The organism is Serratia nevei (genome assembly GCF_024160145.1).
GTDB classification, from domain to species: Bacteria; Pseudomonadota; Gammaproteobacteria; order Enterobacterales; family Enterobacteriaceae; genus Serratia; species Serratia nevei_A.
The window spans coordinates 41,343-63,205 of the sequence record NZ_JAMYWQ010000002.1; the positions used below are offsets into that span (position 1 = coordinate 41,343).

General features: G+C 62.6%; 18 protein-coding genes and 1 tRNA gene. 10 read left to right on the plus strand and 9 right to left on the minus strand.

The features are described 5' to 3' along the window. Positions 1 to 9: 9 nt before the first annotated feature. On the minus strand, positions 10 to 1,305 hold the full coding sequence (locus M6G53_RS02085) for an MFS transporter (protein ID WP_253328557.1): 1,296 nt from the start codon (positions 1,303 to 1,305) through the stop codon (positions 10 to 12). Positions 1,306 to 1,743: 438 nt separating this feature from the next. Between M6G53_RS02085 and M6G53_RS02090 the strand changes: the two genes are divergently transcribed. Both M6G53_RS02090 and proR read left to right on the plus strand, forming a co-directional pair. Then, positions 1,744 to 2,097 (plus strand): type II toxin-antitoxin system RelE/ParE family toxin, encoded by a 354-nt coding sequence (locus M6G53_RS02090; RefSeq protein WP_126180618.1) that lies wholly within the window; start codon positions 1,744 to 1,746, stop codon positions 2,095 to 2,097. Between the two features lie 4 nt (positions 2,098 to 2,101). After that, positions 2,102 to 2,404, plus strand: a complete 303-nt coding sequence (gene proR, locus M6G53_RS02095) for a transcriptional regulator ProR (RefSeq protein ID WP_253328558.1) — start codon at positions 2,102 to 2,104, stop codon at positions 2,402 to 2,404. A gap of 60 nt (positions 2,405 to 2,464) precedes the next feature. Here the strand turns inward: proR and M6G53_RS02100 are convergent. Both M6G53_RS02100 and M6G53_RS02105 read right to left on the minus strand, forming a co-directional pair. After that, a tRNA-Asn gene (locus M6G53_RS02100) sits at positions 2,465 to 2,540 on the minus strand. 224 nt (positions 2,541 to 2,764) lie between these two features. Continuing rightward, a complete protein-coding gene (locus tag M6G53_RS02105) occupies positions 2,765 to 3,451 on the minus strand; it encodes an aspartyl/asparaginyl beta-hydroxylase domain-containing protein (RefSeq protein ID WP_164040450.1) in 687 nt (228 codons plus the stop codon). A gap of 267 nt (positions 3,452 to 3,718) precedes the next feature. On the opposite strand from M6G53_RS02105, the gene M6G53_RS02110 reads away from it, so the two are divergent. The 5 genes from M6G53_RS02110 to M6G53_RS02130 all read left to right on the plus strand — a co-directional run bounded on the left by M6G53_RS02110 (position 3,719) and on the right by M6G53_RS02130 (position 9,078). Beyond that, entirely contained in the window at positions 3,719 to 4,909 is a 1,191-nt protein-coding gene (locus tag M6G53_RS02110; protein WP_101455527.1) for a sugar transporter, read from the plus strand. A gap of 151 nt (positions 4,910 to 5,060) precedes the next feature. Next, entirely contained in the window at positions 5,061 to 5,891 is an 831-nt protein-coding gene (locus M6G53_RS02115; RefSeq protein WP_253328559.1) for an alpha/beta fold hydrolase, read from the plus strand. A 9-nt stretch (positions 5,892 to 5,900) separates the two neighbouring features. Beyond that, positions 5,901 to 6,326, plus strand: a complete 426-nt coding sequence (locus M6G53_RS02120) for a DoxX family protein (RefSeq protein ID WP_253328560.1) — start codon at positions 5,901 to 5,903, stop codon at positions 6,324 to 6,326. Further along, entirely contained in the window at positions 6,319 to 7,929 is a 1,611-nt protein-coding gene (locus tag M6G53_RS02125; RefSeq protein ID WP_253328561.1) for an MFS transporter, read from the plus strand. The genes M6G53_RS02120 and M6G53_RS02125 overlap by 8 nt, the downstream gene beginning before the upstream one ends. A 96-nt stretch (positions 7,930 to 8,025) precedes the next feature. Next, positions 8,026 to 9,078 carry an NAD(P)H-dependent flavin oxidoreductase gene (locus M6G53_RS02130; RefSeq protein WP_253328562.1) on the plus strand — a complete coding sequence of 351 codons (1,053 nt, stop codon included), beginning with the start codon at positions 8,026 to 8,028 and terminating at the stop codon, positions 9,076 to 9,078. A 296-nt stretch (positions 9,079 to 9,374) separates the two neighbouring features. Here M6G53_RS02130 and M6G53_RS02135 read toward each other — a convergent pair whose 3' ends face one another. From M6G53_RS02135 to M6G53_RS02150, 4 genes are all read right to left on the minus strand, one after another. Continuing rightward, a complete protein-coding gene (locus M6G53_RS02135; protein ID WP_253328563.1) occupies positions 9,375 to 10,661 on the minus strand; it encodes an alginate export family protein in 1,287 nt (428 codons plus the stop codon). A gap of 60 nt (positions 10,662 to 10,721) precedes the next feature. Next, positions 10,722 to 11,621 (minus strand): VOC family protein, encoded by a 900-nt coding sequence (locus tag M6G53_RS02140; RefSeq protein ID WP_253328564.1) that lies wholly within the window; start codon positions 11,619 to 11,621, stop codon positions 10,722 to 10,724. Between the two features lie 406 nt (positions 11,622 to 12,027). Beyond that, a complete protein-coding gene (gene katG / locus M6G53_RS02145) occupies positions 12,028 to 14,223 on the minus strand; it encodes a catalase/peroxidase HPI (RefSeq protein ID WP_253328565.1) in 2,196 nt (731 codons plus the stop codon). Between the two features lie 259 nt (positions 14,224 to 14,482). Continuing rightward, positions 14,483 to 15,886, minus strand: a complete 1,404-nt coding sequence (locus M6G53_RS02150) for a coniferyl aldehyde dehydrogenase (RefSeq protein ID WP_253328566.1) — start codon at positions 15,884 to 15,886, stop codon at positions 14,483 to 14,485. A 220-nt stretch (positions 15,887 to 16,106) separates the two neighbouring features. Here M6G53_RS02150 and M6G53_RS02155 point away from each other — a divergent pair, with 220 nt between their 5' ends. Together M6G53_RS02155 and hchA are read left to right on the plus strand one after the other, a co-directional pair. Then, entirely contained in the window at positions 16,107 to 16,937 is an 831-nt protein-coding gene (locus M6G53_RS02155; RefSeq protein WP_253328567.1) for an alpha/beta fold hydrolase, read from the plus strand. Positions 16,938 to 17,058: 121 nt separating this feature from the next. After that, positions 17,059 to 17,934 carry a glyoxalase III HchA gene (gene hchA / locus M6G53_RS02160; protein ID WP_253328568.1) on the plus strand — a complete coding sequence of 292 codons (876 nt, stop codon included), beginning with the start codon at positions 17,059 to 17,061 and terminating at the stop codon, positions 17,932 to 17,934. A gap of 10 nt (positions 17,935 to 17,944) precedes the next feature. Here hchA and M6G53_RS02165 read toward each other — a convergent pair whose 3' ends face one another. Next, positions 17,945 to 18,835, minus strand: a complete 891-nt coding sequence (locus M6G53_RS02165) for a LysR substrate-binding domain-containing protein (protein WP_253328569.1) — start codon at positions 18,833 to 18,835, stop codon at positions 17,945 to 17,947. Positions 18,836 to 18,963: 128 nt separating this feature from the next. Between M6G53_RS02165 and M6G53_RS02170 the strand changes: the two genes are divergently transcribed. Beyond that, complete coding sequence (locus M6G53_RS02170) at positions 18,964 to 19,536, plus strand: hypothetical protein (protein ID WP_253328570.1); 573 nt, start codon at positions 18,964 to 18,966, stop codon at positions 19,534 to 19,536. Between the two features lie 50 nt (positions 19,537 to 19,586). Here the strand turns inward: M6G53_RS02170 and M6G53_RS02175 are convergent, their stop codons facing one another. Continuing rightward, complete coding sequence (locus tag M6G53_RS02175) at positions 19,587 to 21,293, minus strand: hemolysin (RefSeq protein WP_102984405.1); 1,707 nt, start codon at positions 21,291 to 21,293, stop codon at positions 19,587 to 19,589. Positions 21,294 to 21,863: the final 570 nt, after the last annotated feature.

Here is a 21,863-nt window from a genome sequence, read left to right on the forward strand (position 1 = left end):
GATGGCGGCTTAGCGCGCGGTTTGCAGTGGCATGGCGATGCGGCGATACAGATACAGCGTCGCCAGCAGGGCGCACAGCGCGGCGAAGCTCATCCAGTAGCCCGGTGAAGCCTTGTCGCCGGTGTATTCGATCAGCGCGGTGGAGACCACCGGCGTAAAGCCGCCGAACACCGCCGTCGCCAGGCTGTAGGCCAGCGAGAATCCGGCGACCCGCACTTCCGTTGGCATGATCTCCGTCAAGGCCGGGATCATGGCGCCGTTGTAGAGGCCGTAAATGAAGGACAGCCACAGTAGCACAGCCAGCATCATGCTGAAGCTGGGGGCGGCGGCGAGCAGGCTGAGCGCCGGGTAGGCGGTGGCCAACGTCAGCAACGTCATGGCGACCAGCACCGGTTTGCGGCCGAAACGGTCCGACAGCGCGCCGCCGATGGGCAGCCAGATGAAGTTGGAGATCGCCACCAGCAGGGTGACCAGCAAGCTGTCGGAGGCGCTGAGCAGCAGCACCTTTTTGCCGAAGGTCGGCGCATAGACGGTGATCAGGTAAAACGCGGTGGTGGTCATGGCGACCATCAGCATGCCGGCGATCACCACCGGCCAGTTTTTCAGCAGGGTTTTAAACACGTCGCGCATCGCCAGGTGGTGACGGCGGGCGGTAAATTCCTGCGTCTCTTCCAGCTTGCGGCGCAGGAAGAAGATGAAGGGAACGATCAGGCAGCCGAACAGGAACGGAAGGCGCCAGCCCCACTCGCGAATGGCGCTTTCTTCCAGCGCCGCATTGAGCGCGAAGCCCATGGCCGCCGCCACCATAATCGCCACCTGCTGGCTGCCGGACTGCCAGCTGGTGTAGAAGCCCTTGCGGCCCGGCGTGGCGATCTCGGCCAGATAAACGGACACGCCGCCCAGCTCCGCGCCCGCCGAGAAGCCTTGCAACAGTCGCCCGCACAGCACCAGCAGCGGCGCCCAAAGCCCGATGCTCTGGTAAGAGGGGATCAATACGATCAGGAAAGTGCCCGCGGCCATGATCGACAGGGTCACGATCAACCCTTTGCGGCGGCCGACTTTATCGATGTAAGCACCCAGCACGATGGCGCCGATCGGGCGCATCAGAAAGCCTGCGCCGAAGACGGCGAAGGTCATCATCAGCGAGGCGAACTCGCTGCTGGCCGGGAAAAAGGTGTGTGCGATGTAGGTAGCGTAAAAGCCGAACAGGAAAAAATCGAACTGCTCTAAAAAGTTGCCGGAGGTGACGCGCAGTATCGCGCCGGTTCTGGCCCGGGTGGTTATGGGTGAGGTAGAGGAATGCATCGTTATCTCCAGTTTGTTATGGGCGCTTGACGCCGCGCCTGTTGCTGAAGACTCGCTCAGGAAAAGAAAGTAAATAAGCGCAATAAACGCATGAGTCGATGCATGTTGCGCATTAATCGGCGTTAACAATGTTGCCTAACCCGATGTAACGTGGCGTTAACAAGTTCGCCGCTCATCGCCCGCTGCGTAGAACGCCGAAAACGTTATGCGTTTTTTGTGACAGGGTTCATAAAGGGGCGGCGGGGAAACGCCCCGTGCTTCTGCTCGATGGTTCGCCACAGCTCGTAAAAAGATGAATACCGCGCACTGTACTTGTAAAATGCTCGGATGTACGTTCAGCTTTGCAGTAACAACGCATGCCTTTGCATGTCATCCCTGCACCTCTCTGCTATAGCTTTACATCTATATAGTTGTTGATCTATATTACAGGGAGGTCCCGTGTGGGAAATTAAAACAACGGATGCGTTTGATGACTGGTTTAGCTCACTCAACGATGCCGATCGGGCCGGCGTACTTGCCGCATTGATGGTCCTGCGGGAAAAGGGGCCCGGGCTGCCCAGACCCTATGCCGATACGGTGAAAGGCTCACGTTACAGCAATATGAAAGAGTTGCGCATTCAGAGCCGTGGCGAACCGTTGCGGGCATTCTTCGCTTTCGATCCGTACCGTATTGGCATTGTGCTTTGCGCGGGCAATAAAGCCGGCAATGAAAAACGCTTTTACGATCGAATGCTTCAGATTGCCGATCGGGAATTCACCTGTTGGCTGAACACATTAAACGAGAAGGAGTGACGCGATGGGCAGAACGCTGGAACAGCTTATTGCGGATGAAAAGCCCGAGGTCGTGGCCAACGCGCAGGCGCTGGCGGCGGACATCATGCTGAACATTCACCTTGCCGAGCTGCGCGAAAAAGTACAGAAAACGCAGGTTGAAATGGCGCAGGCGCTGAGCATCCGGCAGCCAACCGTTGCCGTGATGGAAAAACCGGGCCGCGATCTGAAACTGTCTTCGCTAAAACGCTACGTTGAGGCGGCCGGTGGCAAACTGCGGCTGGATGTTGAACTGCCGGACGGCTCTCACTACGAGGTGGTGCTGTAAACACGAATGGCAGAAAGCAAAAAGCCCGCTCGGGTTTCCCTGAGCGGGCTTCTCTAAATATGGCTCCTCTGACTGGACTCGAACCAGTGACATACGGATTAACAGTCCGCCGTTCTACCGACTGAACTACAGAGGAATCGTTGGAACGGGGCGAATAATAGCGGGGTGCATGGGGTTTGTCAAAGCGCTAAACTGCAAAAAAAGTGCGTTTGCTGAGGGAATGAGCATCTTGCGCTGTTTTTCGGCATTTTTCACCGCCGGGCGGTGATTTTTCGGCCCAAATCGTTTTGACGCCGCTTGCACAAGCCTTTGTACGGCGATGGTGCAGGGCCGCTTTGCGATCATATACCCACTCTCGTCTCAGAACTGGCGCTGCATCCAGCGCACGTTCAGCCGCACCAGGGCGATGATGGCGCTGGAGAGCAGCCGCAGCCCGCCGGGCATATCGCGGCGGCGGATGTCCAGCAGCAGCACGGTGCGCACCTGCGGGCTGTCGTTCCACACCTCGTGTTCGAAGGTATCGTCCCACAGCATGAACTCCCCCTCGTGCAGCCGGTATTCGCGGCCGTCCACTTTCAGCACCGCTGCCGGCACCCCGTCGGCGCGTTTGGGCATGTCCAGCACCAGATAGCCGCGCAGAATGCCGCGGAACGGCCCGCGGTGGGGCGGCACCTGCTTACCGGGCGCCAGGAAGGAGAGCGAAGCGGACAGCACGTCCGGCGACGAGGCGATCAGCGCCGCCAGCGTCGGGCAGCGCGCCAGGTTGCGGGCGATCGGCTGGCCGTAGGCCTTCATGATGAACATGCGCCAGTCGCGCGCGTCGTTGGCGGAGATCGACGCCTGCTGGATCATGATCTCGTGAAAACGGGGAATATTGTGCAGATCGTGGGCGACGGTCAGCGCCTCTTCGCGGATCTGCCGCCATTGGGCGGTGAAACGTTCGGCGTCGGGGAACAGCGCGGCGCTGTCGAGCACCGGCTTGCCCTGAATCCGGCGATCGTAAACATTGCGCAATGCGAGCACGGACCAATCATAAATCGCGGACATAATGACCTCGCCTCAGAAAACGCCAAATGGACACTGCGCGCGGTTCTTCGGCGCGGCGCGTCGTCTGCGGCGGCCGGAGGGAAGAGCGGCAGGAAAAATTGGTACGCTTCAATAGATTAGCACAGCATTTGTGCAACCGTGTGTCTATGAATGTGTCGAAATGCGGCGAAAAAAACCACACAATTAAAGTGTGACGCGTATCGCATTTAGCGGGCCGGTTGGTTAAAATATCGCGACTTGCCCGCACCTGTCCGGATTTTGTTTACCATGGAACACGCTGCCGTTTCACGCTCAACCGCCTGGTTGCGCGTGGTTATCCTCGCCGTCTCGGCCTTTATCTTCAACACCACCGAATTTATCCCGGTCGGTTTGCTGAGCGATATCGCCGCCAGCTTCTCGATGCAAACCGAACAGGTCGGCCTGATCATCACCATTTATGCCTGGATCGTCGCCGCCGCCTCATTGGCCTGCATGCTGCTGACCAGCAAAATTGAGCGCCGCAAGCTGCTGATCGGCGTGTTCATGCTGTTTATCGCCAGCCACGTGCTGACCGCCGTGGCCTGGAACTTCACCACGTTGGTCATTTCGCGCGCCGGCGTGGCGCTGGCGCACTCGGTGTTCTGGTCGATCACCGCCTCGCTGGCGATCCGCGTGGCGCCGCCGGGCAAGAAAGCCCAGGCGCTGAGCCTGCTGGCGGGCGGCACCGCGCTGGCGATGGTGCTCGGGCTGCCGCTCGGACGGGTGGTAGGGCAACTGCTCGGCTGGCGCATGACCTTTATCGGCATCGCGGTATGCGCCACCCTGGCGCTGGTGCTGCTGTGGCGCCTGCTGCCGGTGCTGAAAAGCGAGCACTCCGGTTCGCTGGCCAGCGTGCCGCTGCTGTTCAAACGCCCGGCGCTGTTGGCGCTGTACATGCTGACCGTCATCGTGGTGACGGCGCACTTCACCGCCTACAGCTACATCGAGCCGTTTATCCAGACCGTGGCCGGGCTGTCGGAGAACTTCACCACGCTGATGCTGCTGCTGTTCGGCGCCGCCGGCATCGTCGGCAGCCTGCTGTTCAGCCGCTACAGCGAGCGTTTTCCTTCCGGCTTCTTTATCGGCGCCATTGCGCTGCTGGCCTTGAGCCTGCTGCTGCTGTTGCCGGCCGCCGGCAGCGAAAGCCACCTGACGGTGCTGTGCATCTTTTGGGGCATGGCGATCATGGCCATCGGCCTGTCGATGCAGGCCAAAGTGCTGAGCCTGGCGCCGGATGCCACCGACGTGGCGATGGCGATCTTCTCCGGCCTGTACAACTTCGGCATCGGCAGCGGCGCGCTGCTGGGCAACCAGGTGAGCCTGCATCTGGGCATGGGCAATATCGGCTTCGTCGCTGCGCCGCTGGCGCTGATCGCCCTCGGCGGGTGCCTGCTGAGTTTCTACCGCAGCGAACGGCTGCAGCAGCACCCCAGCCGTTAACCGGCGTCCCAGACTGAGCCGGCGGCGACGCCGGCCTCTTCAGCAAAAAAACTCGCGATCTTGCGAAAATTATTCCGTTATCACTGCCTTTGCGCCTGCCGTACTGTTACCCGGTACAAAATCCAATTCAATACCGAGCGGGGAACACGTCATGAGCATCCTCACCGCGCCCGATGGCGCGCGCATTTTCTATAAGGATTGGGGCCGCGGCCAGCCGATCCTGTTCTCCCACGGTTGGCCCCTGTCCGCCGACGCCTGGGACAACCAGCTGCTGTTTTTCGGCCAGAGCGGGTTCCGCGTGATTGCCCACGATCGCCGCGGCCACGGCCGTTCGGATCAGACCTGGTACGGCAATGACATCAACCAATACGCCGACGATCTGGCGCTGCTGATCGAAACGCTGGATCTGCGCGACCTGATCCTGGTCGGCCACGCCCTCGGCGGCGGGGAAGTGGCGCGCTACATCGGGCGCCACGGCAGCGATCGGGTGGCGAAGGTGGTGCTGGTGGGCGCCGTGCCGCCGCTGATGCTGCAGACGCCGGCCAACCCGGAGGGCGTGCCGATGGCGGCCTTCGACGGCATTCGCAGCGGCCTGGCGGGCAACCGCGCGCAGTTCTTCAACGATCTGGCGGTGCCGTTCTACGGCTTCAACTGCGACGAAGTGGAGAGCAATGCGGGGCTGATCGACCACTTCTGGCTGATGGGCATGCAGGGCGGCGTGAAAGGGCAGTACGACGGCGTGAGTGCGTTCTCCGAAGTGGATTACACCGCCGATCTGCTGGCGATCGACAAGCCGACGCTGCTGGTGCACGGCGACGCCGATCAGATCGTGCCGATCGGCGCCTCGGCGCTGAAAGCCGCTAAGCTTATGCAACAGGCGGAGCTGAACGTTTACGCTGGCGGCGCCCACGGCTTGGCGCAGGTCGATCCCGATCGCTTCAACGCCGATCTGCTGGCCTTTATCCAGAATTCGCCGTTCTAAGGGGGCGCGATGAACCTGACTGCTTTCGCCGCCCGCTGCGCGCAACGGCTGCATGCGCCCGCGGTGCGCTGGCTGCTGCTGCTCGCCATTTGCGCCGCCTACATTCAGGGCGGGTTGGTCAAGGCGCTGAACGTCGAAGGTGCGGTTGCCGAGATGACCCATTTCGGCCTGCAGCCGGCGGCGCTGTTCGCCGTGCTGGTGACGCTGCTCGAACTGGTGGCGTCGGCGCTGATCCTGAGCGGCTTTTATCGCTGGCTCGGCGCGTTGGCGCTGGCCGGTTTTACCCTGATGGCGACGCTGATGGCCAATCCGTTCTGGCAGTTGGCCGGGGCGGAGCGCGGCCAGATAATGAACGGATTTTTTGAACACCTTGGGCTGGCCGGTGCGCTGTTGCTGGTGGCATTCAACGATTTGAAGGAGCGAACGGATGGCTGAACAGACGGAAAACAAGGCGGCGGCGGGCGGCTTCGCGCCGCTGAAAATCCCATTATTTGCCGTGCTGTGGGGCGCGACGGTGCTCGGCAACGTCGGCAGCTTTATGCGCGACGTCGCCAGCTCGTGGCTGATCACCGATCTGTCGAGCAATCCCTCGGCGGTGGCGTTGATGCAAACCGCCGCCACGCTGCCGGTGTTCCTGCTGGCGATCCCGGCCGGGGTATTGTCGGACATCCTCGACCGGCGGCGTTTTCTGATCTTCGTGCAAATTTTGCTGGCCTGCGTCAGCGGCAGCCTGCTGGTGCTGTCGCAGACCGGTGCGCTGACGGTGGAATACCTGCTGGCGCTGACCTTCGTCGGCGGCATCGGCGCGGCGCTGATGGGGCCGACCTGGCAGGCGATCGTGCCGGAGCTGGTGCCGCGCACCGAGCTGAAAAACGCCGTGGCGCTGAACTCGCTCGGCATCAACATCGCCCGCTCCATCGGCCCGGCGGCCGGCGGCCTGCTGCTGGCCAGCTTCGGCGCTGGCGCGGCCTACGGCGCGGACGTGATGAGCTATGTGCTGGTGATCGCGGCGCTGCTGTGGTGGAAGCGGCCGAAGGCCGAGGACAGCGGCCTGTCGGAACACTTCTTCGGCGCCTTCCGCGCCGGGCTGCGCTATGCCCGTTCCAGCCGCGAGCTGCACGTGGTGCTGCTGCGGGCGGCGGTATTCTTCGCCTTCTCCAGCTCGGTCTGGGCGCTGCTGCCGCTGGTGGCGCGCCGCATGCTGGGCGGCAGCGCCGGCTTTTACGGCGTGCTGCTGGGGGCGGTAGGCGCCGGGGCGATCCTCGGGGCGATCGCGCTGCCGCGCCTGCGCCAGCGGCTGAATGCCGACGGGCTGGTGCTGCTGGCGGCGGTGCTCACCGCCGTGGTGATGGCGGCCCTGTCGCTGGCGCCGCCGCAGTGGCTGGCGGTGGTGCTGCTGTTGGTGCTGGGCGCCGGCTGGATCATTGCGCTGACCACGCTCAACGGCGCGGCGCAGGGCGTGCTGCCCAACTGGGTGCGCGGCCGCGGCCTGGCCATCTACCTGATGGTGTTCAACGGCGCGATGGCGGCGGGCAGCCTGGTGTGGGGGCTGGTGGCGCAGGAGCTGGGCGTGGCCGCCACGCTGCTGGTCGGTGGCGTCGGCCTGTTGGCGGCGGGGCTGCTGTTCCATCGCCTGCGTCTGCCGACCGGCGAGGCCGATTTGCAGCCGTCGAACCATTGGCCGGAGCCGCTGGTCAACACGCCGGTTGAGAACGATCGCGGCCCGGTGATGATTCAGGTGGAGTACCGCATCCGTGAACAGGATCGGCCGCAGTTCTTGCGCACGCTGCTGATGCTGGAGCGCGCACGCCGCCGCGACGGCGCTTACGCCTGGGGCATTACCGAGCACACCGGCGATCCGGAATGCATCATGGAGTGGTTCCTGGTGGAGTCCTGGGCGGAGCACCTGCGGCAGCACCAGCGGGTGTCGCACGCCGACGCCGATCTGCAGCAGGAGGCGCTGCGCTTCCACATCGGGCCGGAGAAACCGGTGGTGCATCACTTCCTGTCGCTCGACCGGCATCAGGTGAAGCATTAACTGCACGGCCAGGCGGTGAGAAGGTGCTATGCTTTTGGTCGGTTCGGCGGCGCGGCCGCCGTAAGACGAATGTAGTCAGCACAGGGAGACACATTGATGACGGCACCTTCTGCTTTTGCCCGCGAGCTTGGGCTGCGCTATCCGATCGTTCAAGGGCCGATGAACGGCGCGTCGCCGCCGGCGTTGGCGGTGGCGGTGAGCAACGCCGGGGCGCTGGGCTCGTGCGCGGCGGCGCTGTTTTCACCGGCGGTGATCCTCGAACGGGTGCAGCAGATCCGCGCACAGACCGCCGCGCCGTTCAACATCAATCTGTTTCTGCTCGATGAGCAGCACCCGGATCTCGCCGAGCTTAAGCGCGCCCAGCACCTGCTGCGGCCGTTCCGCGAAGCGCTGGGGCTGAGCGAGCCGCCGATCCCCACCCAATTTGCCGAAAACAACCGTGACCAGATCGCGGCCTTGCTGGAGGCGGCGCCGCCGGTGGCCAGCTTCACCTTCGGCGTGCTGCCGCGCGCCACGGTCACGCAGTTCAAGAAGGCCGGCTCGCGGGTGATCGGCACCGCTACCACCGTGGCGGAAGCCCGCGCCTGGGAAGAGGCGGGCGCCGACTTCGTTTGCGTCTCGGGCTCGGAGGCGGGCGGCCACCGCCCGACCTTCCTCGGCGATATCGAGCAATCTTGCGTCGGCCTGATGGCCCTGCTGCCGCAGGTGGTGGCGGCGGTGAAGATCCCGGTGATCGCCGCGGGCGGCATCATGAACGGACGCGGCATCGCGGCGGCGCGCTTGCTGGGCGCGCAGGCGGCGCAGCTGGGCACCGCGTTCCTGTGCAGCCCGGAGTCGGGCATCGCCGAAGCCTGGCGGGCGGCGCTGCGCAATGCCGGCGATGACAGCACGCGCCTGACGCGCGCCTTCAGCGGCCGCCCGGCGCGCGGCATCGTCAATGATTTTATGCGCCAGATGCGCGCAGAAGAGGCGCAGATCCTGCCTTATCCGGTGCAGAACGCACTCACCGGCGATATCCGCCAGGCGGCGGCCAAGGCCGGACGCGGGGAATTTATGTCGCTGTGGGCCGGGCAGGGCGTGGGCCTGGCGCGGCCGATGCCGGCGGCGGCGCTGGTCGCCACCCTGGCGAGGGAGCTGGAAGCGGTGTGAGACAGACGGGGCGCCCTGTTCGGCATAATACTTGTCAGTTAGCGTTTTTTTTGAAGTACTCGTGACGTTTTCGGTCGATAAATGAGAGGTGCATCATGAAGCTTCTGCACCTCGACCGAGCCAGGGGCCGCGCCTTCGGCCCCTCCAATTGCCGTTCATTGTAGTAACAGAGATATTCTGGGCATTTACGGCAATTCGTCCTGCACGTCACGTACAGAGACTGGATAAAAAAATGCCAGTCGGGCTTAACTGACAAGCATTGCGCCAGGTTCGGCGCCCTTTTTCTTGGCCTGGCGTTAAAAGCTGTAGGTGCCCTGCGCCAGCACGAAGTTCATGTTTTTCAGCCCGGCATGCTGCTGCAGGCTGTGGCCGACGTCGAAGTAGACATAGGCCACCTTGAATTGGAGATCGCTTCTCGGCGTCCAGGTGGTTTCGACCTGATACTGGTTGCCGATAAAGCGTGAGCCTTGCTCGCTGCCCTTCACCGGGCGCATCGGCCCGAGGTAGAAGGCATCCTCGCGGCGTTGCCGCCACAACGCGTCCCAGCTGAAGTCGATGGACAGGGTTTGCCACGGCGTGATGGTGACCGAAGGGTGGATGGCGATCAGGTTAGCCGGCGCCACCAGCCCGTTCTCGGTCAGATAGGGCAGCTTGGGGTACATGGCGTTAAAGGTATTGAGCTGCCCATCGTGGCCGTTTTTATCGCCGCTGGCGAGGCCAATCTTGCCGCCAAAGCGCGGCTGCCAGCGCCAGTCGCTCACCGTATAGCCGGCGTGCGCCGACGCCGACCAGGCGCGGATGCCGCGCTGTTCTGCGCTGCCGAACTGCCAGGCGGCTTCATTATCCCAGTCGAACCCCTGCGCTGCGCCGAAAATGCGCGCGCCGACGGTATAGCGCCGCTCTTGCCCGCTGAGCTGCGCATAGTGAGCGTCGTTATCCTCAAAACCAAAGGTGTAGAGATCGAGCGAGGACGCCAGCGCGGCCAGCGGCGTGGTGCCGTACAGCCCCCACACCTTTTGGCTGTTGTCGGTATCGTCGTCGAAAAGGCCGGTTTTGAGGGTGACGGGGTGGCCGATAAAGGCGTCGAGGCGGTTTTTATCTTTGACCCAGCTGGCACGGATGGCGTCGAAAGAACGGCGCACGTTGGGGCCGTCGCGGGTGCCCATCAGGTGCAGCGAACCCAGCGCAATCTCCTGGCGGCCGACCCGCAGGGTGCCGAGGCCGTAAGCGGTGGGCAGTTTTAAGTCCACATAGCCCTGGCCGAGATAGGCACGATCTTCGTCGGTCGGCTTGCGCCCGCGATCGCGCGGCGTAGCCAGTGACGATCCCAACTGTGCATAGGCGCCAAAGTTGTCGTCGTAGTCGAGGCGTGCACCGATCAGCAGACGTTGCATGAAGGTGTCGTCGCGTCCAGCGCTCAGATCGCGTTGATCCGTCCATTCATAGCGCTCGCGCAGTGAACCGTCGAAAGACAGGGTGGCCGCCTCGCCCAGCGGGATGTTTTTCCAGGGCGAAGAGGCGGGGGCCGCCGCCAGTGCGGGGAGCGTGGAGCACAGCAGCAGTGCGGGAAGCGTGCGTTTCATTATGAGGTATCCGAAGAAAAAAGCGCGCCGCAGCGCGCTTTGGGCGATGGAGGATCGCCGTTATTTATTGATCTGGTGAATCTCGGCGATGTAGCCGCCGGGGAAGCGGACCAGCGCCGAGGCGCGGCGTTCCGCCGCCGTCGAGCGCCACAGCACCTCTGCGCCGCTGGCCGTCGCCTTGGCCAGCGTGGCCTGCAGATCGTCGACGCCATAGCCGGTGCGCTCATGGCCGAACGGATAGGGCAGATGCCCGTCGGTGACGAAAATGCGCGTTTTGCCGAAGCGGGAGTCCAGCGCGATCTGGCGGATCTTGCCGTTATCGTTGCGGCCAATCACCGCATCGCTGACCTGTTCGTCGCTCACCACCTTGCCGTGGGAGAACGCCTGATAGCTTTTCAGAAAGTCGTCGACGCGATAGGTGGAGAGGTACAGGCGGTTTTCCGGTACGCTCAGCAGCGGTTTGTAGTTGGGCGCCTTGGTGTGCCAATAGAGCTGCATGTTGACGCCGCCGGGCCATTGGATCACCGCGTCGCGGCCGATCGGATCGTCGAAAGGTGCAACCTGCACATCGGCGCCGGCGGCTTTGGCCTGTTGAATGGCGGCATCCATATCCCTGACCAGAAAACCGTTGCGCTCGGTGCCAAACGGGTGCGGGATCGGTGTGGTGAAATCGAACACCGAGAAGCTGCCGGCCGGCGTCAGTATCAACTGCGAGTAGGTTTTACTCGGCGTGGGCGTGACGTTGACCAGCACGCGCTCGGTGCTGGTGCCGCCGAAGGTTTTCAGAATGCTGTCGACAAAGGCATCCATTTTGCCGTGCTCGACGTAGACGTGGGTGGTGTCATATTGTGGCCCCACGGCGACCGATTCCCCATCGGCCGCCCATGACAGCGCCGGGAACAGCAGCGCAAGGGCCGATAGCCTCAGCCGACGAGAAGAAATACCGATAATATGTTGCATGATAACCTCCAGCGAGATGACTCTTTTCCAGAGTGAAGCGTGATTGCCCGTGACCTTTCCCGTCGGCTGAAAATAAAACCGCAAGACATAAAATGTGCCGCCAAATTTGAAAAACGAATTAACGCCCGCCGCTGCGTATTTTTTTATTTATGGCTAACGTATACGGCTTAGCCCGCCTGAAGTGGCTTGCCGAGCGCGTTAACGCAATGAATCTGCCACCGTCATTTCTCTATAAATATAAATACAGCATTAAAAGAATTGCCGCCCATCAAATTTTTATATGACTTGTTAAGGAAATACGAATAAGCGGGAAAAGAAAATATAGCGACACACGCCACGATTGGCGTTGAGCGGAGGGGCTATTGGGAGAGAAAACGGCCTGCCGCGGCAGGCCGTTGCGGGGAGCTTACGCCAGATCGAAACGATCGAGGTTCATCACTTTGTTCCAGGCGGCGACGAAGTCGTGGGCAAACTTCTCCTGCGCGTCGGCGCTGCCGTAGACTTCGGCCAGCGCGCGCAGCTGCGCGTGTGAACCGAACACCAGATCGACGCGGGTGCCGGTCCATTTGACCGCGCCGCTGCGGCGATCGCGTCCTTCGAACAGGCCGTCTTCACCGACCGGGTGCCAGGTGGTGCCCATATCGAGCAGGTTGACGAAGAAGTCGTTGGTCAGCGCCTGCGGCCGCTGGGTGAATACGCCGTGCGGCGTGCCGCCGACGTTGGCGCCGAGCACCCGCAGCCCGCCGACCAGCACCGTCATTTCCGGCGCGGTCAGGGTCAGCAGCTGCGCCTTGTCGACCAGCAGCGTTTCGGCCGGCACGCGGTATTTACCCTTCAGGAAGTTGCGGAATCCGTCGGCGAGCGGCTCCATCGCCTCGAAGGAGTCCACGTCGGTTTGTTCCTGCGAAGCGTCCATGCGGCCCGGCGCGAACGGCACCGTCAGGGTCAAACCGGCGTTTTTCGCCGCCTGTTCCACGCCCGCCGCGCCGGCCAGCACGATCAGATCCGCCAGCGAGACGCGCTTGCCGCCGGCCTGCGCATCGTTGAAGGCGCGTTGGATGCTCTCCAGCTTGGCCAGCGTCGCGGCGAGCTGCGCAGGTTGGTTGACCGCCCAGTCTTTTTGCGGCGCCAGGCGAATGCGTGCACCGTTGGCGCCGCCGCGTTTATCGGAACCGCGGAAGCTCGAAGCGGAAGCCCAGGCGGTGGAGACCAGCGCCGACACCGGCAGGCCGGAAGCCAACACGGCGTTTTTCAGCGCGGCGATGTCCTGCTCGTCGATCAGCGGATGATCGACCGCTGGGATCGGATCTTGCCAAATCAGCTCTTCCTGCGGCACTTCCGGGCCGAGGTAGCGTGCACGCGGCCCCATATCGCGGTGGGTCAGCTTGAACCAGGCGCGGGCGAAGGCGTCGGCCAGCTCTTCCGGGTGCTCATAGAAACGGCGCGAAATCTTCTCGTAGGCCGGATCGAAGCGCAGCGACAGGTCGGTAGTCAGCATGGTCGGGCGGCGTTTCTTGTTCGGATCGAAGGCGTCGGGAATGGTTTCACCGATGTCTTTCGCCACCCACTGGTGCGCGCCGGCCGGGCTTTGGCTCAGCTCCCATTCGTATTCGAACAGGTGGCGGAAGAAGTCGTGGTTCCACTGGGTCGGGGTAGTGGTCCAGGTGACTTCCAGGCCGCTGGTGATGGCGTCTTTGCCGACGCCGGTGCCGAAGGTGCTGTGCCAGCCGAGGCCCTGCGACTCCAGCCCGGCCGCTTCAGGATCGGCACCGACGTGAGACGCCGGGCCGGCGCCGTGGGTCTTGCCGAAGGTGTGGCCGCCGGCGATCAGCGCCACGGTTTCTTCGTCGTTCATCGCCATGCGGGCGAAGGTTTCACGGATGTCGCGCGCGGCGGCCACCGGATCGGGGTTGCCGTCCGGGCCTTCCGGGTTGACGTAGATCAGGCCCATCTGCACCGCCGCCAACGGGTTTTCCAGGTCACGATCGCCCGAGTAGCGGCTGTTCGGCCCGCCGCTCAGCTCCAGCCAGATCTTCTCGGAACCCCAGTAGACGTCGTCCGGCTCCCAGGTGTCGGCGCGGCCGCCGGCATAGCCGAAGGTTTTGAAGCCCATAGATTCCAGCGCCACGTTGCCGGTCAGGATAATCAGGTCGGCCCAGGAGATATTGCGACCGTATTTCTGCTTGATAGGCCACAGCAGGCGGCGCGCCTTGTCGAGGCTGACGTTGTCCGGCCAGCTGTTGAGCGGGGCGAAACGCTGCTGGCCTTCGCCCGCGCCGCCGCGGCCGTCGCCGATGCGGTAGGTGCCGGCGCTGTGCCAGGCCATGCGGATGAACAGGCCGCCGTAGTGGCCGAAGTCCGCCGGCCACCATGCCTGCGAATCGGTCATCAGGGCGTGCAGATCCTGTTTGACCGCCGCCAGATCGAGGCGCTTGAAGGCGTCGGCGTAGTTAAAGTCTTTGTCCATCGGATCGGACAGGGGGGAGTGCTGATGCAGCGGTTTCAGGCTGAGCTGATTAGGCCACCAATCCTGATTGGTGGGGCCGTCCTGCGGTGCGGGTTGTTTGCCGCCCGAAAACGGGCATTTGCTTTCAGTTGTCATAATGCGCTCTCTGCTTCCGTAAAGGTGCTCCAGCCGCCGGGCGTGGAGCGGTTAACAAGGCATGCGGGTCAGGCTTGCGTCGGGTGTTGCGCTAAATAACTGAACTCAATGGATTCACATCGCCCCGGCCGCTAACGGGCAAGGGGTGACTCATGGCTAAGCTTAGTCAGCGGCGGCGGAGAGATAAAATAGGAATGAGTGAATATTGTGATAGCTTGCGGCGATTTATGGCTGTGTTATTGATAGCCGGCAGGCCGCCCTATCGGCGCCGCAGCATGACCTTGAGCACCGCGTCCGCCAGCTTGCCGAACGGCGCACGCAGCAGATCGGTGAAGTGCCAACGGCTTTGGATGAAGATGCCTTTGGCGTGGCTCAGCGCCCGGAAGCCTTCGATGCCGTGGCAGGCCCCCATGCCGCTGGGGCCGATGCCGCCGAACGGCAGATCGTCCTGGGCGAAGTGCAGCAGGGTGGCGTTGACGCTGACGTTGCCGGAGGTGGTGCGCGCCAGCAGCCTGTCCTGCAGGGGGCCGCCTGGGCCAAAGTAGTACAGCGCCAGCGGGCGCGGCCCGGCGTTGATAATGTCGATCGTTTCATCAAAGGCGGCGTAGGTGCGCACCGGCAGCAGCGGCCCGAAGATCTCCTCTTGCATGATCCGGCTGTCGTCGGGGGCGCCGACGATCAGCGTGGGGGCGAGGGTTTTCGGCCGTTCAGACGCTGATTCCGGGCGGTGGCCCACCGGAACGATCCGCGCACCCCGTGCCTGCGCGTCGGCGAGCAGATCCTGCAAACGGCGGCAGTGCCTGTCGTTGATGATGGCGCCGTAGTCATGGCTCGTCGGCCCGTCGGGGTAAAGCGCTTTGACCGCCGCGTCGTAGAGCGCGATGAAGTTTTCCACATCGGCTTGATGGATCAACAGGTAATCGGGTGCGATGCAGGTTTGGCCCGCGTTCGACAGCTTGCCGAACGCCAGGCTGCTAACGGTTCTGGCGGTGAGCGCGCCGGGCGCCACGACGGCGGGGCTTTTGCCGCCCAGCTCGAGCGTCAAGGGCACCAGATTCTCGCCGGCCGCCTGCATGACCTGGCGGCCGATCGCCGTGCTGCCGGTGAACACCAGGTGATCGAACGCCAGTGTGCTGAAACCGGCCCCGACGTCCGGGCCGCCGGTCACCACCGCGACCTCATCGGCGGAAAACAGCGCCGCCAGCATCGTTTCGATGAGTTGGCTGGTGCACGGCGTGAGCTCCGAAGGTTTCAGCATCACGCGGTTGCCGGCGGCCAGGGCGGTGGCCAGCGGGATGAAGATTAACGACAACGGGTAGTTCCACGGCGCCATAACGCCAATCACGCCCTTGGGCTGGTATTGCACATAGGCGCGCCCGGCCTGATACGGCAGAGCGACGTGGCGGCGTTCCGGCCGCATAAAACGCTTCAGGTGGCGCAGCAGATAATCGATCGCCTGCACGGTAACCAGGATTTCCAGGATGTCGGTTTCGTAAGGCGAGCGGTGGCCGAAGTCCGCGCTGACGGCCGCTGTCAGCGCGCCGCGCTGGGCCAAAATGGCGCACCGCAGGCGGCGCAGGGCGGCTTTGCGCTGAGCGATCGTCGGGGCGCCGTCGCGCAGGAAGGCATGGCGCTGGGCGGCAAGCCGTTGCTCCATCGTCATGAGGATGTCATCTCCCTGCACTTGAATTCTCCTGATGCCGAGTGAAAACGGGAATGCGGTTTGCCGAATCCTGTTTGACCTTAAAGTGAGCTTTAAACCTATACTCGTTAAACGATCAACGCAAGATCGTCGGCCAACCGGGATGAGGGAGCCAGAGATCCCGGCGCCGCGCGCAGTATAAACCTTCTTTTTTAACCATAGTGTAAATGGGAGAAACGACATGGGTTATGTAACGACCAGCGATGGCGTCGAGATTTTCTACAAGGATTGGGGCCCCAAAAACGGCAAGGTTATCTACTTCCACCACGGCTGGCCGCTGTCCAGCGATGACTGGGATGCCCAGATGCTGTTCTTCGTGAACAAAGGGTTCCGCGTGGTGGCGCACGATCGCCGCGGCCACGGCCGCTCCAGCCAGGTGTCGGAAGGGCACGACATGGACCACTACGCCGATGACGTCGCCGCGGTGGTAAAACACCTGGGCGTGCAGGGCGCGATGCACGTGGGCCACTCGACGGGCGGCGGCGAAGTGGTGCGCTATATCGTGCGCCACGGCGAGGACAAGGTCTCCAAAGCGGTGCTGATCAGCGCGGTGCCGCCGCTGATGGTAAAAACCGACGCCAATCCGCAGGGCACCCCCAAAGCGGTGTTCGATGATTTCCAGGCGCAGCTGGCCGCCAACCGGGCGCAGTTCTATTACGACGTGCCCGCCGGCCCGTTCTACGGCTATAACCGCCCGGGCGCCAAACCCTCTGAGGCGATTATCTGGAACTGGTGGCGCCAGGGCATGATGGGCGGCGCCAAGGCGCACTACGATGGCATCGTCGCCTTCTCGCAGACCGATTTCACCGAGGATCTCAAGAAGATTGCCATTCCGGTGCTGGTGATCCACGGCGACGACGATCAGGTGGTGCCTTATCAGGACTCCGGTGTGCTGTCGGCCAAGCTGGTTCAGCATGGCACGCTCCATACCTATAAGGGCGCGCCGCACGGCATCCCGACCACCCATGCCGATCAGGTCAACGCCGATCTGCTGGCGTTCGTGAACCGCTAACCACATCGCCCGGGCGGAATCTCCACCGCCTGGGCGATGCTTGAGGGATATCCCGCATTGCGGCCCCGCCGGCGGTTATTTAAGCTGAAAGGGCAACGTAACGGTGAATATGGAGATAATCATGACTGATTCAGTGTCGAACGATCGTAATCCTACCCCGGATGTGGCGGAAGACAACGCGTTCTTCCCATCGCCTTACTCCCTCAGCCAGTACACCTCGTCCAAAACCGACTTCGCGGGCGCCAGCTACCCGAACGCCTATCGCGGCGGCAAGTGGAAGGTGCTGATGATCGCCTCGCAGGAGCGCTACCTGCTGATGCAAAACGGCAAGTTCTTCTCCACCGGCAACCACCCGGTCGAGATGCTGTTGCCGATGTATCACCTGGATCTGGCCGGTTTCGAAATCGATATCGCCACGCCGTCCGGCGATCCGGTGAAGCTGGAGATGTGGGCGTTCCCGCAGGAAGATGAAGCGGTCAAGGCCACCTACGAGAAGTACCGCAGCCAGCTCAAGCAGCCGAAAAAGCTGACGGAGGTGGTAAAGGATCTGGATGGCGGCAACTACCTCGGCGTGTTCATCCCCGGCGGCCACGGCGTGCTCAACGATATCCCGTTCAGCGAAGAGGTGAAAAAGACCCTGCACTGGGCGCACGACAACGATCGCTACGTGATTTCGCTGTGCCACGGGCCGGCGGGCTTGCTGGCGGCCGGCATCGGCGAGCGCAAAGAGGATTTCCTCTATCGCGGCTATGAGATGTGCGTGTTCCCGGACTCGCTCGATACCGGCGCCAACATCGACATCGGTTACATCCCCGGCCCGATGCCCTGGCTGGTGGGCGAACGCCTGCGCGAGCGGGGCGTCAAGATCGTCAACGCCGGCATCACCGGCAAGGTGCATAAAGATCGGCGCCTGCTGACCGGCGACAGCCCGCTGGCCTCCAACAACCTCGGCAAACTGGCGGCGGAGACGCTGTTGGCCGACGTCGCCGCGCGATGAGCGCGAGCCGTTAGCCCGCCGCCATTTGCCGCAGCAGCCACTCGCGCAGCGCAATGATATCGGGGCGCTGCGCAGTTTCTTCGGTGGCTACCAGGTAATAGTTGGCGCCGGGTAACGACATCTCGAACGGCGCGGCCAGCACGCCGCGCTGCAACAAATCGCGCGCCAGCAGCCGGCTGGCGATCACCACCCCCTGGCCCGCCACCGCCGCCTGCAGCGCATGCGTCTCGTCGCTGAAGGTCAGCCCCGTTTCCACGTTCAACCCTTCCGGCCCGTAGCGCCGCCGCCAGTTTTCCCAGGTCGGTGCGTCGGCGGGCACCTGCCGATGCTCTACGTGAAACAGCGTTACCCGCTGCAAATCCTCGCTGCGCTCCAGCGCCAGCGCCGGGCTGGCCACCACGATAAAGCGATCCTCATGCAGCAGGGTGCAGGGCAGATCGCTTTCCGGCGTCTCACGGTAGCGGATGGCGACGTCCACGGTGCGCTGGCTGAGATCGACGCGCTCGACGCTGGTGTGCAGGCGCAGATCGATGGCGGGAAACTCCGCCTTGAAATCCGCCAGGCGCGGCACCAGCCAGTGGGTGAGAAAATTGGAGGTGGTGGTGACGGTCAGCGCCGGCGGCAGCTGGGCGCGAGTGATTTGGGCGACGGATTGTTCCAGCGCGGCAAAGGCGCGCTGGGTGCCGGCATACAGGATCTCGCCGGTCTCGGTCAGGCTGACGCCCTGCGCGCTGCGCTCGCACACGCGGCATGCCAGCACCGACTCCAGCAGCTTGATCTGATGGCTGACCGCCGTCGCGCTGACGCCCAGCTCCTCGGCGGCCAGCTTGAAGCTGCGGCAGCCGGCCACGGCGTGGAAGGCGCGCAGCGCGCCCAGCGGCGGCAAACGGGGTTTTCTCATGGCTGAGTTATTCTCATCTAAGGCTGAAAACTATGAGTTTGTCTGACCGATTATACAAGAGATAGGCTACCGACATGTGAATACGGGAATGAATTTATTTCATCATTTCCACATATCGGGAGTGAACGATGAGCATGTATATCAACAACGGCGCACTGGGCGCCATGGAACACTCGGGGGCGGCGACGAGCGCCCTGGCGCTGAGCGTGCCGGTCGCGGCGGGCACCTTGCTGCTGGAGGCGGAGAGCCTGCTGGGCATCGGCGCAACGCTGATGCTGCTAATGGCATTGGCGCTGGCGTTTCTCGGCGGCGCCACGCTGGCCCGCTGGCAGCCGCTGCGCAACCGGCCTGCGCTGGTCATTCTCCGCTACGGCTTTTTGCTGGCGGCGGCGGGGTGGCTATTCACGCTGCTGATGCTGTTCGGCGGCCACGGCTGGCCGATTCTGCTGGCGGGCGTCGCTCTCGGCGGCCTGGGGCAGGGCGTGGCCTATCGCACGGCGGTGGGGGAGAGAGCGGCGTTCGCCGTGGCGTGCAGGCTGGCGACGGTGGTGAGCATCGTGGCCGTGGTGGTTGCCGCGTTGCTGATTCAAACCTACGCCGCGCCGGGCGCGAGAGGAAGCTGTTTCGCGCTGGCGTTGCTGGTCGATCTGGCGCTGTTGGGGGCGTTGATGGCGCGGGTTGCGGAGCGGGATGGGGCCTGAGCCGCCGCGCTGAAGGTAAACAGCCCGCCGGTAAACCCGGCGGGCTTCGCTTAGGCGGCCGCGAGCTCTTGCGGCGTAACGGTTTGCAAGCCGACGAGCTGAATGGCCGGCTGCTCCAGCGTGATGCCGAAGTCGCCTTGTGCCCAATTGTAGATATTGACGACGTGCTGATTGAGCGCGCTTTCGCCCTGCATGAATATCGACAGATCCTGCGTATGGGTTTGCGCGTTGTAGTTCAGCGAGAAGCTGCTGTTTGAGCCTTCGGTGCCGAAGGCCAGCAGGTGGTTATCGATAGACAGGGAAGAGGCCTGTAAAAAGCCCAGCTCAAAGCTGTCGTCGATGTAGATATTGTGGGTCTGCTTTACGGGAATATTCAGCAGGCTGTTGGGGAAAGGCACATCGTTGGACAGCATGCTCAGGTTCACGCCGAGATAATCCTGCGGCGCGCTCCCACCCGGCGCAGTGGTATAGCCGTGCTCGAAGCGAATCTCGCTGGAGCCTTTGCCCAGGTTGACCTCCAGGCCGTTGGCCGGCGTCAGCACCCGATCGTTAAAGGTGACGTTATCCTTAAAGTCCGTCAGCTTCACCGCCTCGATGTTGTACAGCCCGTCCTTAAAGCCATACAGTCCGATGCCGTTTTTCTCGATCACCCCGCGCCCGCCGTAGCTGCCCTGGGCGTCAAACTTCAGGTTTACCCCGTGCGACAGGCTGGAATAATCGACCGTATCATGGCCGCTGCCGCCGTCGATGACCGTCCAGCCGTAGTTGCCGGCGTTGTTTTGCCAGCCGCGCGGTACGCTGATGGTGTCGTCGCCGCTGCCGGTGTTAACGGCGATATTGCCGAACGCCAGCGTGAAATCATCGTCATACAGCGTACCGACGCGGTACAGATTCGGCGTGGACAGCACGTCGGCAATGTCGTTGAAAATCGCCGAGCCGATATCCAGCTTGCCGGGAATGAGGCTGCCGCCGCCGGTCACGCTGCTGCCGTAGGATTCGGTGTAGAAATCACGCGCCGCTTCGGCGGCGAGGCGGATGGTCTCGTGGCCAATGCCGAGGGTGGTTAAATAGGTGGGCACTTCGCCTGCCAGCAGCGTTTCAACCACGTAACTGAGGTTTTTCATCTGCATGGAGACCTGCGCCGCCGCAATCAAATCGTAGGTGCCGCTTTCGACCTTAAAAGGCGAGGTGTCGTTGGTGGCCACCCATTCGGTAAAGAACGAGGTGTCGCCTAAATAAGAGAACAGCGTGGTGCCGGCCCAGGGCGAATAGTTGGGGGCGCCAGTCGAGGAGGCATCGGTGAACACCTCGGACGCCGCCGCGCCGGCGTCAATCAGGCCGACCTCGTGAATGTCCGGCACTTTGGCGCTGGTGGGCGGGGCATCCGGCAGCGGCGCGTTGGGATCGCTGCTCAGATCGACGCCAAACAGCGTCTTGGCGAAGTTCTTGGCGATGTTGTCGGAAGCATTCTGGATGCGCGTTTCCCAGTCATCGGGCACATGCCCGGTGCGCAGCTCATACTGCAGCTTGGTTTGGTCGCGAATGTAATGGGCAAACGCCCCCTGATTCGAGTTCACGCCATAGGCGCCTTTGATCCAGGTATACACCGCGATATCCACGCCCTGAATAGGTTGGTTGGCATGGTTGGGATCGGTGAGCGCATCGACGGAGGCGGCATACACGGCCGGCCAGTCGCCGGCTTTGGCGGCCTCCCAAATCGCTTGCAGTTTTTCTCGGTCGGTAATGACGTAAGCCATATAAACACTCCTTGTTGCTGAGAGATTGCTGTGAAATTCAACATGATGAATGGAGGCGCGCGATGGAATAAACCGAAACCCGTACAGCCAGAAACGCGCATGCCGCGAACCGCAGCGAACGATGGGCGGCAGGCGCCCATAGCGAAAGGATAGACGCTACTTGTCGAGTGCGAACAATTCGCTTATCGATTGTTTTTACAGGATTATTGCTGTAAATCGGCGGGTTAACCCGCGTATTGGCGTCAGGAAGGGATATCTGTCAGCTGGGTTAGGAATCTTCTTAGATAAAAGAGTGGGTTTCGCTGGGGGGCGGGCTGTTCTGGGGTTCGGTTTGCGGTGCCGGATGGGGCGATTCGTCGTGCTGAATGTAAAAAAACCGTCCGGTAAATCAGAACGAAGTTTTGTCAGCCTGGGGGTTGCATCAGCCTTGTCGCGTTAAAGCAAAAAAAGGCCAAGAACAGACAGTTTTACTGACAAAAAATGGGCGGTCAGAATTTTATTCTTAGGAACTGATCAAATCATAAGCAAACGTTTGCTTTTAAGTTGGCCTTAGCCGTTAAGTAAAGCTTT

Coding starts and splice junctions, on each gene's coding strand:
- M6G53_RS02105 (WP_164040450.1), bottom strand. CDS start 3,451: ATGTCCGCGATTTATGATTGGTCCGTGCTCGCATTGCGCAATGTTTAC.
- M6G53_RS02125 (WP_253328561.1), top strand. CDS start 6,319: ATGGCTGAACAGACGGAAAACAAGGCGGCGGCGGGCGGCTTCGCGCCG.
- M6G53_RS02130 (WP_253328562.1), top strand. CDS start 8,026: ATGACGGCACCTTCTGCTTTTGCCCGCGAGCTTGGGCTGCGCTATCCG.
- M6G53_RS02115 (WP_253328559.1), top strand. CDS start 5,061: ATGAGCATCCTCACCGCGCCCGATGGCGCGCGCATTTTCTATAAGGAT.
- hchA (WP_253328568.1), top strand. CDS start 17,059: ATGACTGATTCAGTGTCGAACGATCGTAATCCTACCCCGGATGTGGCG.
- M6G53_RS02165 (WP_253328569.1), bottom strand. CDS start 18,835: ATGAGAAAACCCCGTTTGCCGCCGCTGGGCGCGCTGCGCGCCTTCCAC.
- M6G53_RS02170 (WP_253328570.1), top strand. CDS start 18,964: ATGAGCATGTATATCAACAACGGCGCACTGGGCGCCATGGAACACTCG.
- M6G53_RS02140 (WP_253328564.1), bottom strand. CDS start 11,621: ATGCAACATATTATCGGTATTTCTTCTCGTCGGCTGAGGCTATCGGCC.
- M6G53_RS02085 (WP_253328557.1), bottom strand. CDS start 1,305: ATGCATTCCTCTACCTCACCCATAACCACCCGGGCCAGAACCGGCGCG.
- M6G53_RS02150 (WP_253328566.1), bottom strand. CDS start 15,886: ATGACGATGGAGCAACGGCTTGCCGCCCAGCGCCATGCCTTCCTGCGC.
- proR (WP_253328558.1), top strand. CDS start 2,102: ATGGGCAGAACGCTGGAACAGCTTATTGCGGATGAAAAGCCCGAGGTC.
- katG (WP_253328565.1), bottom strand. CDS start 14,223: ATGACAACTGAAAGCAAATGCCCGTTTTCGGGCGGCAAACAACCCGCA.
- M6G53_RS02155 (WP_253328567.1), top strand. CDS start 16,107: ATGGGTTATGTAACGACCAGCGATGGCGTCGAGATTTTCTACAAGGAT.
- M6G53_RS02110 (WP_101455527.1), top strand. CDS start 3,719: ATGGAACACGCTGCCGTTTCACGCTCAACCGCCTGGTTGCGCGTGGTT.
- M6G53_RS02175 (WP_102984405.1), bottom strand. CDS start 21,293: ATGGCTTACGTCATTACCGACCGAGAAAAACTGCAAGCGATTTGGGAG.
- M6G53_RS02120 (WP_253328560.1), top strand. CDS start 5,901: ATGAACCTGACTGCTTTCGCCGCCCGCTGCGCGCAACGGCTGCATGCG.
- M6G53_RS02135 (WP_253328563.1), bottom strand. CDS start 10,661: ATGAAACGCACGCTTCCCGCACTGCTGCTGTGCTCCACGCTCCCCGCA.